Annotated in this window: 16 protein-coding genes; 3 read left to right on the plus strand and 13 right to left on the minus strand. The window is 51.5% G+C overall.

Features of this window, described 5'->3' with window-relative positions:
* Window positions 1-361 precede the first annotated feature (361 nt).
* From UM181_07140 to UM181_07165, 6 genes are read right to left on the minus strand one after another with little or no spacing between them, the layout of a single operon-like run.
* The gene (locus tag UM181_07140) at window positions 362-1,048 is read right to left on the minus strand and encodes an ABC transporter ATP-binding protein (GenBank protein ID WQC64373.1); all 687 of its coding nucleotides are present in this window, start codon (window positions 1,046-1,048) and stop codon (window positions 362-364) included.
* Window positions 1,045-1,794, minus strand: coding sequence for an ABC transporter ATP-binding protein (locus tag UM181_07145; protein ID WQC64374.1), 750 nt, complete (start codon window positions 1,792-1,794; stop codon window positions 1,045-1,047). Before UM181_07145 ends, UM181_07140 begins: the two co-directional genes overlap by 4 nt.
* Window positions 1,794-2,780, minus strand: a complete 987-nt coding sequence (locus UM181_07150) for a branched-chain amino acid ABC transporter permease (GenBank protein WQC64375.1) — start codon at window positions 2,778-2,780, stop codon at window positions 1,794-1,796. Before UM181_07150 ends, UM181_07145 begins: the two co-directional genes overlap by 1 nt.
* Complete coding sequence (locus UM181_07155) at window positions 2,777-3,697, minus strand: branched-chain amino acid ABC transporter permease (protein WQC64376.1); 921 nt, start codon at window positions 3,695-3,697, stop codon at window positions 2,777-2,779. Before UM181_07155 ends, UM181_07150 begins: the two co-directional genes overlap by 4 nt.
* A 49-nt stretch (window positions 3,698-3,746) precedes the next feature.
* Window positions 3,747-4,862 (minus strand): ABC transporter substrate-binding protein, encoded by a 1,116-nt coding sequence (locus tag UM181_07160; protein ID WQC64715.1) that lies wholly within the window; start codon window positions 4,860-4,862, stop codon window positions 3,747-3,749.
* Window positions 4,863-4,900: 38 nt separating this feature from the next.
* Window positions 4,901-5,137 (minus strand): Lrp/AsnC ligand binding domain-containing protein, encoded by a 237-nt coding sequence (locus UM181_07165; GenBank protein ID WQC64377.1) that lies wholly within the window; start codon window positions 5,135-5,137, stop codon window positions 4,901-4,903.
* 449 nt (window positions 5,138-5,586) lie between these two features.
* Between UM181_07165 and UM181_07170 the strand changes: the two genes are divergently transcribed.
* Complete coding sequence (locus UM181_07170) at window positions 5,587-6,123, plus strand: peroxiredoxin-like family protein (GenBank protein ID WQC64378.1); 537 nt, start codon at window positions 5,587-5,589, stop codon at window positions 6,121-6,123.
* 278 nt (window positions 6,124-6,401) lie between these two features.
* Here the strand turns inward: UM181_07170 and UM181_07175 are convergent, their stop codons facing one another.
* The 7 genes from UM181_07175 to UM181_07205 are packed head-to-tail and all read right to left on the minus strand — an operon-like array spanning window position 6,402 to window position 13,425.
* A complete protein-coding gene (locus tag UM181_07175; protein WQC64379.1) occupies window positions 6,402-7,763 on the minus strand; it encodes an FGGY family carbohydrate kinase in 1,362 nt (453 codons plus the stop codon).
* Window positions 7,760-8,074, minus strand: a complete 315-nt coding sequence (gene rhaM / locus UM181_07180) for an L-rhamnose mutarotase (protein ID WQC64380.1) — start codon at window positions 8,072-8,074, stop codon at window positions 7,760-7,762. The genes UM181_07175 and rhaM overlap by 4 nt, the downstream gene beginning before the upstream one ends.
* Window positions 8,074-9,054, minus strand: a complete 981-nt coding sequence (locus UM181_07185) for an ABC transporter permease (GenBank protein WQC64716.1) — start codon at window positions 9,052-9,054, stop codon at window positions 8,074-8,076. The genes rhaM and UM181_07185 overlap by 1 nt, the downstream gene beginning before the upstream one ends.
* The gene (locus UM181_07190; protein ID WQC64381.1) at window positions 9,054-10,034 is read right to left on the minus strand and encodes an ABC transporter permease; all 981 of its coding nucleotides are present in this window, start codon (window positions 10,032-10,034) and stop codon (window positions 9,054-9,056) included. Before UM181_07190 ends, UM181_07185 begins: the two co-directional genes overlap by 1 nt.
* The gene (locus tag UM181_07195) at window positions 10,035-11,549 is read right to left on the minus strand and encodes a sugar ABC transporter ATP-binding protein (protein ID WQC64382.1); all 1,515 of its coding nucleotides are present in this window, start codon (window positions 11,547-11,549) and stop codon (window positions 10,035-10,037) included.
* A 52-nt stretch (window positions 11,550-11,601) separates the two neighbouring features.
* Window positions 11,602-12,591, minus strand: coding sequence for a rhamnose ABC transporter substrate-binding protein (gene rhaS / locus UM181_07200; protein WQC64383.1), 990 nt, complete (start codon window positions 12,589-12,591; stop codon window positions 11,602-11,604).
* A gap of 30 nt (window positions 12,592-12,621) precedes the next feature.
* A complete protein-coding gene (locus tag UM181_07205; GenBank protein ID WQC64384.1) occupies window positions 12,622-13,425 on the minus strand; it encodes a DeoR/GlpR family DNA-binding transcription regulator in 804 nt (267 codons plus the stop codon).
* Window positions 13,426-13,606: 181 nt separating this feature from the next.
* On the opposite strand from UM181_07205, the gene UM181_07210 reads away from it, so the two are divergent.
* Both UM181_07210 and UM181_07215 read left to right on the plus strand, forming a co-directional pair.
* The gene (locus UM181_07210) at window positions 13,607-15,709 is read left to right on the plus strand and encodes a bifunctional rhamnulose-1-phosphate aldolase/short-chain dehydrogenase (GenBank protein ID WQC64385.1); all 2,103 of its coding nucleotides are present in this window, start codon (window positions 13,607-13,609) and stop codon (window positions 15,707-15,709) included.
* An 11-nt stretch (window positions 15,710-15,720) separates the two neighbouring features.
* Entirely contained in the window at window positions 15,721-16,968 is a 1,248-nt protein-coding gene (locus UM181_07215) for an L-rhamnose isomerase (protein WQC64386.1), read from the plus strand.
* Window positions 16,969-17,112: the final 144 nt, after the last annotated feature.

Genomic DNA, 17,112 nt, shown 5'->3' on the forward strand with positions numbered 1-17,112 from the left:
CCCATCATGAGACAGTTTTCCGGTTACATTGCTGTTCTTTGACGGGTCTGGGCATAGCTGCCCGCCGATTTTTCAAAACTGATGTCAACAGTATAAAATATCTGACCAGTTTCGCCTGTCTTATTTTGTGACCCAGCTCGATCAACGCGCCTTTTGTGATCAGATTGAGCGCGCAGCATGGGCAGGGCCCGGCGATCCGATATGGGCTGGGGCGCTCATGAGACGCGAAGAGCTGGCAAGGGGCCGTGACCTTGCGGGATCCGCCCGTTCCAGAGCGTTTGGGTTGCGAGCGGATTTTAGCCTTTGGCGGGGCTTTTAAAAGGCCGCGACCTTCGTGGGTTTGCGTGTTTTTGCAAAGGCGTTATACGCCCAAATAGTTTTCGGTGATATCGCGCGTCAGATGGGCTATTGGCCCGGACCACACGGTTTTGCCACGCTCTACTATCACCGCGTTATCCGAGATAGCGCTCAGCTCTTTGAGCGATTTATCGATCAGTAAAATAGCCAAGCCGGTTTGATGTTTTAGGTGTGAAATAGCCGCCCAGATTTCTTGTCGGATCAGGGGGGCCAAACCCTCAGTGGCTTCATCCAAGATCAAAAGCCGGGGGTTGGTCATCAAGGCCCGCCCGATCGCCAGCATCTGTTGCTCGCCGCCCGAGAGGGATGCGGCGGATTGGTCGCGGCGCTCCTCTAAGCGGGGAAAGAGTTTTGCGATCCGGCTCAATGTCCAATGGCCGGGTCGGGACGCGGCGATTAGATTTTCGCCTACGCTTAGATTGGTAAAGCAGCGGCGGCCCTCTGGAACCAACCCAATGCCTTTACGAGCCACTTGATGGCTGTGAAGCAGATGCAGGTTTTGACCCTCTAGCGTCAAACCGCCCTGCGAATTGATCATCCGGCAAATGGCTTTCACCGTAGTAGATTTTCCCATTCCATTGCGCCCCATAAGCGCGGTGACTTCGCCCTCAGAAATGCTTAGGTCAACCCCTGAAAGCGCTTGGCTGCTGCCATAAGAGGCGCGCAGGTTTTCTACCCTTAACAGGCTCATTCTGCCTCTCCTAGATAGGCTTCGCGCACCGCGCGATCGGCGCGGATCTCGCGGGCGCTTCCGGTGGCGATGATTTTTCCATAGACCAGCACACTGATCCGATCGGCCAGCGCAAAAACGGCATCCATATCATGCTCGACCAGCAGGATCGGCGCCTCGCCGCGCAATCCATCCAGAAATTTGGTCATTGTTTTAGAGCCTTCGCCGCCAAGCCCTGCCATCGGCTCATCCATGATGAAGGCTTTTGGTGCCAGGGTTAAGGCCACAGCTATTTCCAATTGGCGGCGTTGCCCATGGCTTAATTTTGCGCAGATCGTATCCTTTTGTTCCAAAAGGTTCACGCGCGCCAAAGCCGATTCTGCACGCGCGATCAGTGCCTGAGTGTGCAAAGCAGGTCTCCAGAACCGCCAGGTTGCACGCGTGGCTCCGATCCCGCCAAGCACAACATTTTGAAGAACCGTGTCTTCCATCGCAAGTTCTGAAATTTGAAAACTGCGGGCCAAGCCTTGGCGCGCGCGCGCCGCAGTCCCAAGCTGAGAAATATCTTTGCCCAGCAAATCCACCGAGCCGCTATCCGGCTGTAGGCTGCCGCATATTTGTTTGATCAAGGTTGATTTTCCTGCCCCGTTCGGGCCAATCACCGCGTGAATTTCCCCTGGCATCAGCGTCACCGACACGCGATCAGTGGCGAGCAAGGCGCCAAAGCTTTTCTGTAGCTTATGCGTGGCAAGAACTGGCTGGGCCATCACACTTTGGCTCCGTCTTTGCCGGTTAATAATCCGATCAGCCCGCCGCGCGCGAATAAAACGATGCAGAGCAGGATCAGGCCCAGATAGACGTGCCAAAACTCGGTCAACCCGCCCAAGAAATGTTCCAAAGCTACGAACATGCAGGCCCCAATTACAGGGCCCATCAAGCGTCCGACGCCGCCGATTATGATCAGCACGATCAATTCTCCTGAAAGCTGCCAGCTGAACATTGTGGGCGATACAAACCGGTTGAGATCTGCAAATAAAGCACCAGCAAGCCCGGTGATCGCACCCGAAATCACAAAGGCCAGCAACCGCAGTTTCAGCGGCTCAATTCCAACGGCTTGCGCGCGCAACGGCGTTTGCCGCGCGGCATTCAGCGCCAGCCCAAAAGGCGCAGATTGCAGCTTGGATTGTATAAAGAGCACGCTGCATAATAAACCAAAACATAGGCAGAAAAATTGCAGGGGCTTTAACGTATTTAACCCTGGAAAATCGTTGCGCATATAGATCGATAATCCGTCTTCTCCGCCATATTGGGGCCAAGAAATACTGAAATAGTAGAATAATTGCCCGAAGGCGAGGGTGATCATAATGAAATAGACGCCCGAGGTGCGCAGCGAAAGCAGGCCAATAAAAAAAGCGATAATGCCCGAAATCAGCATGGCAGACAGCCAAATCACGGGCATGGATTTTGTGCCTTCTATCGAGACGAAACCCAGATCTAACGGGGTATAGGTTTGCGCATGGCTGGCCAAAATGCCCATCACATAACCGCCAATACCAAAGAATACCGCATGTCCGAAGCTCACCAGCCCCCCGATTCCCAACGCAATATTCAAGCCCACCGCCGCCAGCGCAAGAATCACTGCGCGGGTGGCCAATGTGATCGTAAAAGGCGCATCTGCTAGCAGCGCGGCAAGCGGCAGCGCAATCAGCCCCAGAAGAACCGCGGCGTTCAGATATGGCTCGCGTAGCCTCATGCGCGGGCACCAAACAATCCGGTGGGCTTCCAAATCAGAACGCCGCCCATCAAAATATAGATACCCATAGAAGCAAAGGCCGATCCGGTTTTCTGCGCGCTGCCCGTTTCCATGAACAGCTTCAACAGCTCGGGCAGAAAAACCCCGCCAAGCGTATCGGTGAGGCCAACCAAGAGCGCACCGATAAACGCCCCTCGGATCGAACCGATGCCGCCGATCACGATTACCACAAACGCTAAAATAAGCACCGGTTCTCCCATCCCGACCTGCACCGATTGGATGGCGCCAACCAAAGCTCCGGCAGTGCCGGCCAAGGCCGCGCCAAGCGCGAATACCAGCGTGTAGAGTTTTGAAATATCCACTCCAAGCGCGGCGATCATTTCGCGGTCATTTTCGCCGGCGCGGATTTGTATGCCGATCCGGGTCTTTTCAATGAGGGCCCATAGCCCCAGTGCCACCGCCAAGCCAATCGCGATTAAACTCAGGCGGTAGAGCGGATATTGTATGCCACCCGGTAGTGAAATTGGCCCTGATAAAAGCTTGGGTATCTCTAAAAACAGGGGAAAGGATCCAAACAGCCAGCGCGTGCCTTCCGAGAAGATCAGGATCAGGGCAAAAGTGGCCAGTACCTGATCCAAATGCGCAGCTTTATACAGCCGTCTGATCACGACAATTTCGATAATTGCACCGGCTAGTGCGGCAGCAATCAGCGCCGCAAGCAGGCCGATAAAGAAAGAGCCGGTCAGGCCGGCCATGCTGGCAGCGGCAAAGGCCCCCACCATGTAAAGCGATCCATGCGCGAGGTTGATCAATCCCATAACGCCAAAAATCAAGGTAAGACCGGCCGCCATTAAAAACAGCATAACGCCAAATTGCAGGCCGTTCAGAATTTGCTCGATAATAAGGATTGCGGACATTGGAACCCCAAAGTTTAGCGCGCCTACAAGCAGGCGCGCTAAAGGCTACTTACATTTTGCAATCGCCCGCATAAGCATCCGAGTGGTTTTCGAAGGCCACCCCGATGATTTTATTGGTGAAGACATCCCCTTCTTGGATCACTTCGCGCGCGTATATCGTTTGAATCGGGTGGTGGTTTGGCCCAAAAGAAAACTTCCCCCGCGTACTGTCAAAATTTGCCGCACGCAGCGCGTTGCGGAAGCTATCCGCATCGGATGGATGGGCTGTTTCAAGCGCCGAAATCAGCAAATTGGCCGTATCAAACCCTTGGCTGGCATAAAGTGATGGCAAGCGCCCATAGGCCGCCTGAAAGGTTTCAACAAAGGCCGCATTGGTCGGGTTGTCGATATCCTTATTCCATTGTGAGGTGTTTACAACGCCCAAAGCGGCGGCTCCCACGGCCTGTAGGATCCCTTGGTCAAAACTGAAGGCCGGGCCCACAACCGGGATATCAATGCCGCTATCCGCATATTGTTTCAAGAAAGAGATCCCCATGCCACCGGGTAAAAAGAAATAAACGCTGTCAGCGCCGCTGGCGCGGATTTGCGCGATTTCCGCCGCGTAATCGGTTTGCCCGAGCTTGGTGAAAACCTCTCCAGCCAGATCGCCAGTGTGAAAGCGCTTATACCCTGTCAAGGCGTCTTGCCCGGCGGGGTAATTGGGGGCCATGATGAAGCTATTTTTATACCCAGCGCTGTTGGCATAGGCGCCAGCCGCCTCGTGTAGATTGTCATTTTGCCATGCCACATTGAAGTAATTTTCATGGCAACCCCGACCTGCCAAAGGTGACGGGCCCGCATTTGGCGAAAGGTAAAACACGTTTTGATTGGTCACGGCAGGCACCACGGCCATTGCAAGGTTTGACCAGATGATCCCGGTCATAATATCAACCCGTTCGGATTGGATCATTTTATCCGACAGTTGGACTGCGATATCAGGTTTGCGCTGATCATCTTCGATAACAACGTCGATATCGCTGCGGCCAGATTGTGCAACAGCCAACATGAACCCATCGCGAACATCAATTCCAAGGCCGGCGCCACCGCCTGATAAGGTTGTGATCATACCGATTTTTACATCCGCAACTGCGGTGGTTGCACCGAGTGCAAGCGCAGCCGTTGCCATCAGAAATTTATTCATTGTTTTCTCCCTTATATGGTCAATTAGAATGCTGAAAAGGTCAGCGTTGTCAGCGTTCGCTGGATACCCTCTATGGGGCCGATTAATTCATTGATATAACGCCCAACATCTTTGCCCTCTGGGACGTAGATTTTCAGCAGCAAGTCAAAATCGCCGCTGGTGGAATACATTTCAGAATGGACTTCCTTGAGGGATAGCGCATCCGCCACTTGATAGGTTTTTCCCGGTGCGCATCTTATTTGTATAAAAACGCATGTCATTCTTATCTCTCCTACAAGCGTTCAAGGTGATGGGCTTTATAGGCCCCCATTTTGCGGACGAGCCTTCATGATAGTGCAAGGTTTTAAAGAGGTCCATCGCTATGATCGGCCCCGTGCTGGCCGGCAAAGACCGGAGCAAATTCAGATGGCTTGCGCGAAAGTAAGCGCCGCGTGTTGCAGTAGCGCGCGGGGCTGAAATGCAGGTTGAAGATTAAAGATCACCCTTTTGGCGGCATGAGGTGGGTGCTGGCTGTCTTATTCTGATCAAACCATAGCTTTCTTAGGCCTATTGCAGAGGCATATCTTTATGTTTGTTTCGGTTTTTTTTAAGAGGGTGCGCTGCCGTTCGCGAAAGGTGGGCCGATCAGGCGGGGCATAAGCAAAAGATTAGGTTTTGTTATGAAGCGAAGCGGCTTATAAAGAGAAGCATTCCAAAAAGAAGGTCTTACATGCTTGTTCCCCGTCAAAAAACACCCAATCTAAGCGTTCCAACGCTTGATCAAGGACCGTTTGATCTTTCATCTGAAACCAGCCAACGTGGAACCGTGCTATGCTTTTACCGCGGATTGCATTGTCCGCTTTGCGCAACCTATCTCAAAGAGTTTCAGGCCTTGGTCAAGGCGTTTTCCGAGCGCGGCGTAGGCACCATCGCTATCAGTTCTGACGGGCAAGAGCGTACCGAGCAAATGGCGCAGAAAATTGGCGTCGATGGTTTGCGCTTTGGCTATGATTTGCCTTTGTCGATCGCCCGTGACTGGGGGCTTTATATCTCGACATCACGCGGTAAAACTTCGATCGGTATAGAAGAGCCTAAGCTGTTTGCAGAGCCTGGTCTGTTCATGGTTTCACCTGATCAGACGCTCTATTATGCGTCGGTTCAAACGATGCCCTTTGTACGGCCGCATTTTTCAGAGCTGATCGGCGCGCTTGATTTTGTGATTGCAAATAATTACCCGGCGCGCGGTGAATATACCGGGCCTGTTTGACGCTGCAATAGAGGCCAGCGTTCAAAGGTTTAAACGGATCAATTTGTAGGCATTTATTTAAGTTGGCGTTTGCGCGACAGGATAATTGCCAAAAGTTTCGCAGGCGGTGGGGCCCTATGTGGGCAGATAAGCAATTGTCCTTATGTTTCCCGTGTTCCGCCGGTTTTGCGGCCAGAATAGGCTTCACGACACAGGCTGATGCGATAGATTTGCCAAACCTAAAATGCAATTCCGGGCACCGTTTTAAAAGGCGCGGATGCTCCGATTGGCGCGCGAGGCTAGAGGCCGGACTCAACCGCTAGCCGCCAAGCTGCACCATAGGCTTGCAACGCTGGCTCATCCTTGCAAGCATAGGTCTGCGCGGTTGCGGCCTGTTTGTGCTGCGGCAAACATAACATGGCCGCACCAATACTTGTTCCTGTATGCGAAACGCTGGTCAGCAGGCCATCTGGCGAAAGCGCTGAGAGCATCCGGAGATATTCATCATTGTTTGAAAATGGGCCCTCTACAATCACCGGCCCGCGCGCGCCAATCAAGTCCAAGCAGGTGCGCGTCATTAAGGCTAGATAGAAAGATAAGGCCACGCTTTCCTCGCCGGCGCTGCGCTTTGTAACAGACCAAGTTGTCACACGGCCTTGAAATGGCCCAGTAGCAGCCTCAATGGCGGGCAGAAGGAAAATGCCTTTTTCTAGAACCGATTGCTCATCGGATTTGGTGGGTGCATAGATACGGCCCTTTTGAATAAGATCAAATTCCCGCCCCCCCATAAAACGGGCGGTTGGCACGGGATGCCCAAGCGCATTCACGTTGATCAAACTGTCGCGATCTGGATCTAGCGCCAGTTTTGAGCCATTAATGGCCATGGCGATGGTCCAAGTGCCCGAGGACACCACCGAGAAGCTGCCGCTCTGAGATAAAAGATGCGGATATAGCGAGGCATTGCTGTCATGAATGCCAACCATGACGGGTAGATGTGCCGGCAGCCCGAGCTTTTGCGCCAAGGCAGGTTTAACCTCGCCCAAAATCTCATCTGGGCGGCGTACCGGGGCAAAGCAGCTTCGAAGGCCAAGCGCGTCCAAAGTTGTGGCAAAATCGCGCGCATAGGGGTTCCATAAATCGCTGTGGCAGCCCAGGCTTGTAAAATCGCTCGCGCGCTCTCCGGTGAGCAGGTAGCCCCAATATTGCGGATAGGTGACAATGCTAGCAAGGTGTTTTCGGATCATCGGGTCAGTGGTGAGCATCCAATGCAGCTGCGCCCCGATATTCAAGCCATTCGGCAGGTGGGGTGATCCGGTTTGTGAGAAGTCTGCGCGCAGCTGAGCATAGTTGTCAGACAAAGAATTGACGGCGGAATATTCATAATCCAGCATCGGAAAGGCCTCGCCATTTTGCCCGATCAGCACAATTGAGGCCCCGTGGGTTGTAACACTGATCGCGTCGATGCCGTATTGTTTTTGAAATTGGGCCAATCCGTTTTGGATGAAAACCCAAATCCCAGCGAGATCGAAATGCGGCCAAGGCGGCGAGTCAACCACATGGTTGGGCTGGGTGATTACCGCTATTTCGTGAAGGCCGACGCTGTTGACCAGCGCAAGCTTGGCATTGGTTTTCCCGATATCAATAACGGCGATATGGCTCATGGCATATGAAATAGGTCGCTTAAGCGCCGCGCGACGGGTTCATTAGTTGGGCTGGTTTCCATGATATCCGCCATATAAGCCCACCAGCGCTGCATCAGGGGATGCGCGGGTAGATCATCCATTTTATGATCAATTTCACGCCATAAAACGCCAAATAAAACCTCGCTTTCGTCATCCAGAAAGATCGAATAATCGGATATACCAGCCTCTTTGAGAAGAACGAGTAATTCTGGCCATATTTCATCATGGCGGCGCTTATACTCCTCTTTTTGGCCGGGGTTTAGGCGCATTTTAAAGGCGAATTTCTCCATCACATCCTCCAGATCTGCCACAAGCGTGGCAAGGCAATCACGCCAATCAGCAAAAGGCCGATGAAAATCGACATAACGATCCCAGGAACGTTCAGCAGACCCAATCCAAACGTAACCAGACCCATTACGAAAGCGGCGATGATAACCCCGGTAATTGTGCCAGATCCGCCCAATATGCTGACCCCGCCCAAAACCACCATGGTCACCACTTCCAGTTCCATTCCCATTCCGATTGAGGGCCGCGTAGAGCCCAAGCGCGAGGTGAGACAGACCGCCGCCAAGCCTGACATCGCGCCGGTCATCAGGAATAGGATAAATTTAACGCGGTTCACGCGAATGCCCGAAAATAGCGCGCCGGTGGCATTGTTCCCAATCGCATAAACCGCGCGGCCAAAATTCGTCCAATGAAGTAGGATCCCATAGATCACCGCCAATAGAGCGAAGAGCACAAATTCAAAACTAATCACCCAGAACACATAGCCCTGTCCAAAAAAGGCAAAATCTGAGGGATAGCCCCGATAGGCTTGATCCCCCAGAACGATGTAGCTGATGCCTCTGAACAGGCTCATGGTTCCGATGGTTACAACGATCGAGGGCAGGCCAAAGCCCGTAACCAAAACCGCGTTAAATGCGCCGCAGGCCACACCGGTAAGAAGGCCGGTTATCACCAATGTCGTGGTCGACACGTCCAGTTGCGCGATTGCGCCCATCGCCGTTGAGGCAAGCGCAATAATTGAGGCGACGCTTAGATCAATTTCGCCAGCAATTATCAACAACGCCATTGCAAAAGCGATCATCGCTTTTTCGGTGAAATTGAATGTCGCATCACTGAGGTTCCAAGCATTTAAAAAATGCGGAGAGGCAAAGGAATTTGCGATGAAAATACCGATAGCAACCGCCAAAAGCAGCGTTTCCCAGCTTTTAATTTGCGTTAGAAATGGGTTTTGCAACCGGTCTGGAATGTCCCGCGCTTGCGTCATCATCCTTGGGCCTCCGCTGATTTAAGGATCACCCGGCCTTTTTTGCGCAGTGCGCGCGTGTTTAGGGCAATCGCAACAATGATGGCTGATCCCGATATTGCCATTTGCCAAAATGGGCTGATGCCAATAACCGGCAGGGCATTTTTGATCACACCAAGGAACAGCGCGCCCAACACGGCGCCGGCGATTGATCCGATCCCTCCGGATATCGCCACCCCTCCAATCACGCAGGCGGCCACCACTTCAAGCTCAAAACCAATCGCAATATCAACATAGGCTACCGAATAGCGCGCCACCCAAAGATAGCCGGCCAATCCAGATAGCGCGCCAGAAAACACAAAGGCCCAGAATTGCGTTTTGCCGACGCTTATACCTGCGTAAACTGCGGCGTTTGGATTTGATCCCACAGCAAAAAACATACGCCCCAGCGGTGTTCGCGTTAATAAGATTGTGAAAACTATAACCGCGAATATGGCAAACCAGCTCAAACCTGGAAGCCCAAAAATAACCTCGCGCGGCACCGCTTTGAAGGCCGGCGTCATTTCATGCGCATTGACCCATTTCCCATCTGAAATAACAAATATAATGCCCCTGAAAATGGTCATGGTGCCCAATGTCACCACGATTGATGGAATGCTTAATTTCCAAACAAGAAGGCCGTTCAGCGCCCCCAAAAAAGTTCCAATTCCGATTGCAATCAAAATCAAGATGGCAATCGGAAGATCGGGCGCCATGCCATTTGTCATCGCAACGATCATCCCAGAAAGGGCAAGGTTGGCTGCGACCGAGAGATCGATGCATTTTGTTAAGATCACGATCATTTGGCCGATGGCTAAAATAATTAGGGGAGAGGTGTCGTTAAACACCGCCAATAATTTTTTGGGCTCGATAAAGGCGGGAAACCGAGTGGCGATTAAGCCAAGCGCGATTAAAATAGCGGCAGACAGGATGGCTTCGCGGGATGAAAATATTGATTTCACTTAAGCCTCCTTTAATCCGGCTGCATATCTGACAAGATTTTCTGGCGTTAGCCCATTGCCCGCCGCTTCCGTTGCAATGCGCCCCTCGCGCATCACAATCACGCGATCCGACATGCCAAGAATTTCGGGAATTTCGGAGCTGACCATGATAACCGCCAAACCCTGCGCCGCCAGTTCCGCCATAAAAGCGTGTACGGCGGCTTTTGAACCGATATCGATGCCTTTCGTGGGCTCATCAAGAATGATAATTTTCGGGGTGGTCGCCAGCCATTTTGCGATCACCACTTTTTGCTGATTGCCTCCCGAAAGTGTCGCCAGCGGAACGTCAAGCGAGGCTGCGCGTAGCTCTAAGCGTTTGGTATATTCTCGCGTTAGTGCAAACTCATTTGCAAGTTGCAAAAAACCATTGCGCGAGGTTCGGTTTAAAGAGGGCAACGTAACATTTTGAAAAATCGGCAGCGGTCTTATGGTGCCCTGTTGTCCCCGGTCCTCGGGCACGTAGACAATTCCGGCCTCTATCGCGTCAGCAGGCGAATGGATCGGGTGGGGTTTCCCATCGATGGTAATTTCGCCTTGCGAAAGTTTGGTAATCCCAAATAGCGCTTGCATAAACTCGGATCTTCCAGCGCCCACTAGGCCATAAAACCCCAAAATTTCTCCTTCATGAAGCGTGAAGTTGATATTCTCAAATTCGGTGGGATGGGCGCAGCCAGACACCTCTAAAACAGGCTTACCTTTTTGATGCTGGCGCGGTGGAAAAATTTGATCGACAGAGCGGCCCACCATCATTTTGACCAGATCATCTTCGTTCAGATCTGCAATTTTTCCGTCACCCACAAAAGCACCATCGCGAAAAACGGTATAACGATCCGCAATATGAAAGATTTCATCAAATTTATGACTGATGAATAAAATGGCTTTTCCTTGCGTTTTTAGCAGCTCTACCAAATCATAAAGTTCGTTGATTTCCTTATGCGATAGGGCGGCTGTTGGCTCATCCAAAATTACAACTTGCGCTTGGATTGAAAGCGCTCGGGCGATCGCAACAAGATGTTTGGAGGCGATACCCAGATCTCCGAGCCGTGCCTCAGGATTTAACTCGGCGCCAATGCTGCGCAAAATGTTTTGTGCCTCTTGGGTTTGGGCTTTGCGGTCAATAAGGCCCAGCTTGCTGCGTGGCGCATGTCCAAGAAATATATTTTCCGCGACCGAGAGATCGTCAAACAAAACAGTTTCTTGGTGGATCGCTGTGATGCCGACCTGTGAAGCATCCTGTGCGCTGTTAAGCCGAATCGGCGCGCCATTAAATCGGATTTCGCCTTCTTCAGGCTGATAAATCCCAGTAAGAATTTTAACGATTGTTGATTTGCCCGCGCCGTTTTCGCCGACAAGCGCCATCACTTGGCCCGGATAGAGCTGAAGCTGAACATCTGATAACGCTTTCACACCGGGAAAAGATTTGGAGACCCCTGAAAGCGTTAAGATGGCTTGATTTGATGTGAGTTCAGGGCGCATTTTTATATCTTATAGGGCCTGAGGCAGCTGGCGCTGCCCCAAGCAATTCGCCTTAGAATATCGATTTGAATTGATCGATATTTGAGGCGTCATAGGTGAAGGGATCCGACATCGCGGCTTCATTACTCTCATTCAAAACCGCTTCGCCTATTCTGCCCATACCAACCGCTGCGCCTGGTTTTGCATCGGCGCCTTTGGCAATATTGTAGGAGAGCATGGTTGCGGCATAACCCAGATCAATCGGGTTCCAAATCGCGAAGCTTTTGGTTGCGCCTGATGCCACTGCGCCCGCCATTTCGGATGGCAAGCCTAGGCCCGTAACGTTGATTTCCCCGATTTTTCCAGCATCGGTCACTGCTTGTGATGCTGCGAGAATACCAACCGTGGTTGGCGCGATAATCGCTTTCAGATTTGGGTATGTGGCCATCAGACCTTCGGCCTCACGATAGGATTTATCTGAAAGATCATCGCCATATACTGTGGCAACGAGGTTGACCCCAGCATAATTTGGCAACACCTTCTTGGCTTCTTCGATCCAGATGTTTTGATTGGTGGCCGTTGCGCTGGCAGATAGGATGGCAACATCGCCACCGCCGGGCATGTGATCTGAAGCCAATTTGATGATCGTATTGCCGATCAACGCGTTGCTTGAGGGGTTGAGGTGCATTTGACGCCCCTCTGCGGCAACGCCCGAATCCCAAGAGATCACTGTGATGCCCCGTGACATCGCTTTTTTAAGCGAGGGAACCAGCGCGTCTGGATCATTGGCGGAAATTGCAATGGCATCCACGCCTTGGGCAATCAAACTGTTAATGACTTCGATTTGGCCTTCAGCGGTTGTGTCTGTTGGACCGGTGTAAATAATATCAACGCCGCCCAATTCAGCGGCAGCTTCTTCGGCGCCTTTTGCGGCAGCTTCAAAAAACCCGATACCCAAGGCTTTGACAACCAGAGCGATTTTCATATCCCCGGCTTGAACGGTTGACCCGATCATTGTGGCTGCAACAGCCGCAGTTGTTAGTAAACTTTTAAGAACACGCATGTTTTCCTCCCTTATGTGTGTTGGCGGTCTTTAAGAGGCTTCCCCCTGTGATTTTGCAGCCTCTTTTGAGACCACGTGAAGTGACACGCCTGCGGCCTCAAGCATTGAGGCGGCTTTATCAGGGATGCCATCATCTGTAATAACGGTGTGGATTTGCGTCAGCGGGCACAGCACAAGGCTTGAGCGTTTTGCAAATTTGCTGCTATCGGCCAATACCACCAATTCATCTGCCTGACCGATCAATTTTTGTTCGGCTTGCACCAAAAGTGGATCCGCCTCCATCAACCCAATCGTACCCAACCCATGCGCCCCCATGAACATACGATGCGCGTAAAAATTTCGTGTCACATCATTGTCAAAAGGGGACAAAACGATGTTTTGTTCTCGGTAAAGCGTGCCACCGGATATTGTGACCGTGTTTTTCGAATGCTTCAGCAAATGCTCAGCGATTGGAAAAGAATTTGTAAACACCTGCATTCTGCGTGTGGCCAGCGTATGAACCATTTGGAACGTGGTGGTGCCACCGTTTATGATAATGGATTCGCCATCTGCGCAGAGATTTACAGCAGCGCTGGCAATGGCTTGCTTTTGCGCGACTTGGAACGTTTTGTTGACATCGAAAGGCCGCCCTGCCAGCCCGACAGATTGTGGCGGAGCCAAAGCTTCTGCCCCGCCCCGGATGCGGCGCAGCTTTTTTTCAATGTGTAATGTTGCGATATCTCTGCGGATGGTTGCTTCCGAGGCACCGGTCAGGCTGCACATATCAATCACGGTAACCACAGGGCGGTCTTGAACCGCTGACAATATCACGCGATGGCGTTCTCGTTCATGCATTTTGTACCTCTCGCTTAAAATGCTGGCGTATACAGACCCATTTTGTCAATCATAAAATTTCATATTCAGTCATAAATTATCAAAAATTGCGCATTTTTGATTGTTTAGGATTGACAATCTGCCGCAGTATATGCAGCTTTTTATACAGGATATGGGCTAAATTTTGTTTAAGGAGGGTCCTATGACCATGAACAATGCGCAATTGCAGCTTGAGCATCTTTGGGATGACAAGGTCGCGCTGGACATGACAGAGCCCGAAAAGCTTCTATATCGCTCAAATTTATTGGGGTCTGATAAGCGGATTACCAATTATGGCGGCGGCAATACCAGCGCGAAGGTACTTGAACACGATCCGTTGACCCATGACGCGATCGAGGTGCTCTGGGTCAAGGGGTCAGGTGGAGATGTCGGATCTATCAAAATGGACGGGTTTGCCGCGCTCTATATGGATAAGTTGCGAGCGTTGAAAGCGTTGTATCGTGGCGTTGAGTTCGAAGATGAAATGGTAGCATTCTTGCCTCATTGTACGTTTAACTTGAACGCGCGCGCAGCCTCGATCGATACGCCCTTACACGCCTATGTGCCCAAGAAACATGTCGATCACATGCATCCAGATGCGATTATCGCAATTGCGGCCTCCAAAAACTCAAAAGCGTTAACCGCAGAAATATTTGGGGATGATATCGGGTGGTTGCCGTGGAAAAGGCCCGGATATGAGTTGGGTCTCTGGCTGGAAAATTTCTGTCTAGAAAATCCAAACGCGCGCGGTGTCGTTTTGGAAAGCCATGGTTTGTTCACTTGGGATGATGATGCGAAAACCTGCTATAGTCTGACGTTGGAAATCATCCAAAAGGCCATGGATTGGTTTGAAAGCAAGGCAGATAGCCAGCCTGCCTTTGGGGGCGCCGTGCATGAGAGCTTGCCGCCTATGAAACGGCGCGCTGTGGCCGCCGAGATCATGCCAGCTATCCGAGGCTTGATTTGCGAAAGCCAGCATATGGTGGGCCATTTCAATGACAGTCCAGAAGTGCTTGAATTTGTAAACGCGCAACAGCTGCAAGAGCTGGCGGCGCTTGGAACCTCTTGCCCAGATCATTTTTTGCGCACAAAAATCTGTCCCTTGGTGGTTGATTTTAACCCCAATGCGCAGGACGTGCAGCTAGTAATCAATCGATTGCCACAAGAGATCGATGATTATCGAAACGCGTACCGAGCCTATTATGCGCGCTGTAAACATGCCGATTCCCCAGCGCTGCGTGACCCCAATCCAATCGTGTATTTGCTGCCGGGGGTGGGCATGATCACCTTTGCCAAAGACAAAGCAACTGCGCGCATATCCGGCGAGTTTTATGTGAATGCGATCAACGTCATGCGCGGGGCGTCTTCTGTCTCGGAATATACCGGTTTGTTGGAACAAGAGGCGTTTGATATTGAATATTGGGCTTTGGAAGAAGCCAAATTGCAACGCATGCCAAAGCCAAAAAGCTTGGCGGGGCGGATTGCGTTGATAACAGGGGCAGCCGGTGGCATCGGGTCTGCAACAGCGCAAAAATATCTGTCCGAAGGGGCTTGCGTGATGTTGGCCGATATTGACGGTGATGGCCTGAGCGCTGCAGCGGACCGATTGAAATCCCAATATGGGCAGGACGTGGTGCGCGCCGTGGTTATGAATGTCACCAGCGAGGCTGAAATAGCCGCAGCTTTTCAAACAACGGTTTTAGAATTCGGAGGCTTGGATATTGTTGTCTCAAACGCGGGCATTGCGTCTTCGGCTCCAATCGAGGAGACAACGCTTGAGTTATGGAATAAAAACTTTGATATTTTATCGACAGGGTATTTTCTTGTCAGTCGGGCAGCCTTTATCACGATGCGTGCGCAATCCTTGGGCGGCGCGGTGGTTTTTGTGGCCTCCAAAAACGGATTGGCGGCCAGCCCGAATGCAAGCGCTTATTGCACTGCAAAGGCAGCAGAACTTCATTTGGCCCGTTGCTTGGCCCTAGAGGGGGCCGATCTTGGTATCCGCGTGAATGTGGTTAACCCTGACGCCGTGTTAAAAGGATCAAAAATATGGGAGGGAGACTGGCTCGAACAGCGCGCCTTAACTTATAAAACGGATAAGGATGGTCTGGAAGAAATGTACAGAAACAGATCTTTACTGAAGAAATCAGTGCTGCCTGAAGATATTGCCGAGGCGGCTTATTTTTTCGCGTCTGACCTGTCAGAAAAATCAACAGGTAATATTTTGAACGTTGATGCTGGAAATAAAGAGGCCTTTACACGTTAGGAGAGCATAGAATGACTGCGACATATGAGAGCGCCCGCGCGATATTTGCCAATTGGAACGTTGATGCAGAAGCTGCTCTCGCGCGGCTGGCGCAGGTGGCGATTTCCATTCATTCTTGGCAAGGCGATGATGTGCGCGGTTTCGAAGGGCTGACCGCCGCGTCGGGCGGTGGCATTCAAGCGACGGGTAATTTTCCAGGGCGGGCGCGTAATCCTGCGGAATTGCGTGCGGATTTGGATTTTGCGCTCTCGCAGATACCGGGCCGTCATCGTTTAAACTTACATGCGTTTTACATGGATACGGAAGACACGCCCGATCGCGATGAAATTGAATATAAGCATTTTGTACCTTGGGTCGATTGGGCGAAAGACAGTGATATCAAGCTTGATTTTAACCCAACGTTTTTTGCCCATCCGAAGGCAGATGATAATTTAACGCTTTCGCACCCCGACGCAGGGATTCGAGAGTTTTGGATCGAGCATGGGCGGCGCACGCGCGAGATTGCCGCGCAAATGGGGCAGGCTTTAGGCTCGCCTGTGATCAACAATATTTGGGTGCCCGATGGATCCAAAGATATTCCTGTTGATCGTATGGCGGCGCGGCAGCGGCTTGAAAAGGCGCTAGATACGATGCTTAGCGAAAAATTTGACCAAAGCCGCCTGATTGATGCGGTTGAGTCAAAGCTGTTTGGAATTGGCGTTGAGGCAATGACCGTGGGCAGTCATGAATTTTACCTTGGTTATGCCATCCGGCGCAAGATCGCGCTGTGTTTGGATATGGGGCATTTTCACCCCACGGAAAATATTGCCGATAAGCTTAGCGCAGTCGCGCTATCGGTTCCGGAGATTTTGCTGCATGTTTCGCGGCCGATGCGCTGGGACAGCGACCATGTGATTTTGCTGACTGACGAAATTTTGCAAATGGCACAAGAGTTGGTTTTTACGGATCTTTTGGAACGCACACATATTGGCCTTGATTTCTTTGATGCCACGATCAGCCGTACTGCGGCTTGGGTTGTGGGTGTACGCAATATGCAAAAAGCGCTTCTTCGGGCGCTGTTATTGCCCCAGAAAAGGCTGAAATCGCTTGAACATAATTTGGATTTCACGGGCAGGTTGGTCCTGACAGAAGAGCTGAAGGATCTACCTTTTTCTGCAGTTTGGAATGAATTTTGTGCACGGCAGAACGTACCAGTGGGCGCGCAGTTGATGGATAGCTTAGCGGCCTATCAAAGTTCTGTTTCAGGGAGGGACGGATGATAAACTGCTGTTGGTGGCAAAAAACTTAGGCTTTTAAGGCGCGGTGTCATAGGTGAGGCCGGCAACCGCGTCAGATGCCTGAAACAAGAAGCTTTCAGCGCATATATCGCATAAAAGCCTGCTCCCTAAAGGCTGAGCTTTTAT

The organism is Alphaproteobacteria bacterium US3C007 (genome assembly GCA_034423775.1).
Lineage (GTDB): Bacteria > Pseudomonadota > Alphaproteobacteria > Rhodobacterales > Rhodobacteraceae > Thalassovivens > Thalassovivens spotae.

Bases quoted from the DNA above. Each gene is read 5' to 3' on its own strand.
- UM181_07175 (WQC64379.1), bottom strand. From the start codon at position 7,763: ATGAGCCATATCGCCGTTATTGATATCGGGAAAACCAATGCCAAGCTT.
- UM181_07210 (WQC64385.1), top strand. From the start codon at position 13,607: ATGACCATGAACAATGCGCAATTGCAGCTTGAGCATCTTTGGGATGAC.
- UM181_07160 (WQC64715.1), bottom strand. From the start codon at position 4,862: ATGGCAACGGCTGCGCTTGCACTCGGTGCAACCACCGCAGTTGCGGAT.
- UM181_07195 (WQC64382.1), bottom strand. From the start codon at position 11,549: ATGCGCCCTGAACTCACATCAAATCAAGCCATCTTAACGCTTTCAGGG.
- UM181_07145 (WQC64374.1), bottom strand. From the start codon at position 1,794: ATGGCCCAGCCAGTTCTTGCCACGCATAAGCTACAGAAAAGCTTTGGC.
- UM181_07170 (WQC64378.1), top strand. From the start codon at position 5,587: ATGCTTGTTCCCCGTCAAAAAACACCCAATCTAAGCGTTCCAACGCTT.
- UM181_07150 (WQC64375.1), bottom strand. From the start codon at position 2,780: ATGAGGCTACGCGAGCCATATCTGAACGCCGCGGTTCTTCTGGGGCTG.
- UM181_07205 (WQC64384.1), bottom strand. From the start codon at position 13,425: ATGCATGAACGAGAACGCCATCGCGTGATATTGTCAGCGGTTCAAGAC.
- rhaS (WQC64383.1), bottom strand. From the start codon at position 12,591: ATGCGTGTTCTTAAAAGTTTACTAACAACTGCGGCTGTTGCAGCCACA.
- UM181_07165 (WQC64377.1), bottom strand. From the start codon at position 5,137: ATGACATGCGTTTTTATACAAATAAGATGCGCACCGGGAAAAACCTAT.
- UM181_07155 (WQC64376.1), bottom strand. From the start codon at position 3,697: ATGTCCGCAATCCTTATTATCGAGCAAATTCTGAACGGCCTGCAATTT.
- UM181_07140 (WQC64373.1), bottom strand. From the start codon at position 1,048: ATGAGCCTGTTAAGGGTAGAAAACCTGCGCGCCTCTTATGGCAGCAGC.
- UM181_07215 (WQC64386.1), top strand. From the start codon at position 15,721: ATGACTGCGACATATGAGAGCGCCCGCGCGATATTTGCCAATTGGAAC.
- rhaM (WQC64380.1), bottom strand. From the start codon at position 8,074: ATGGAGAAATTCGCCTTTAAAATGCGCCTAAACCCCGGCCAAAAAGAG.
- UM181_07185 (WQC64716.1), bottom strand. From the start codon at position 9,054: ATGACGCAAGCGCGGGACATTCCAGACCGGTTGCAAAACCCATTTCTA.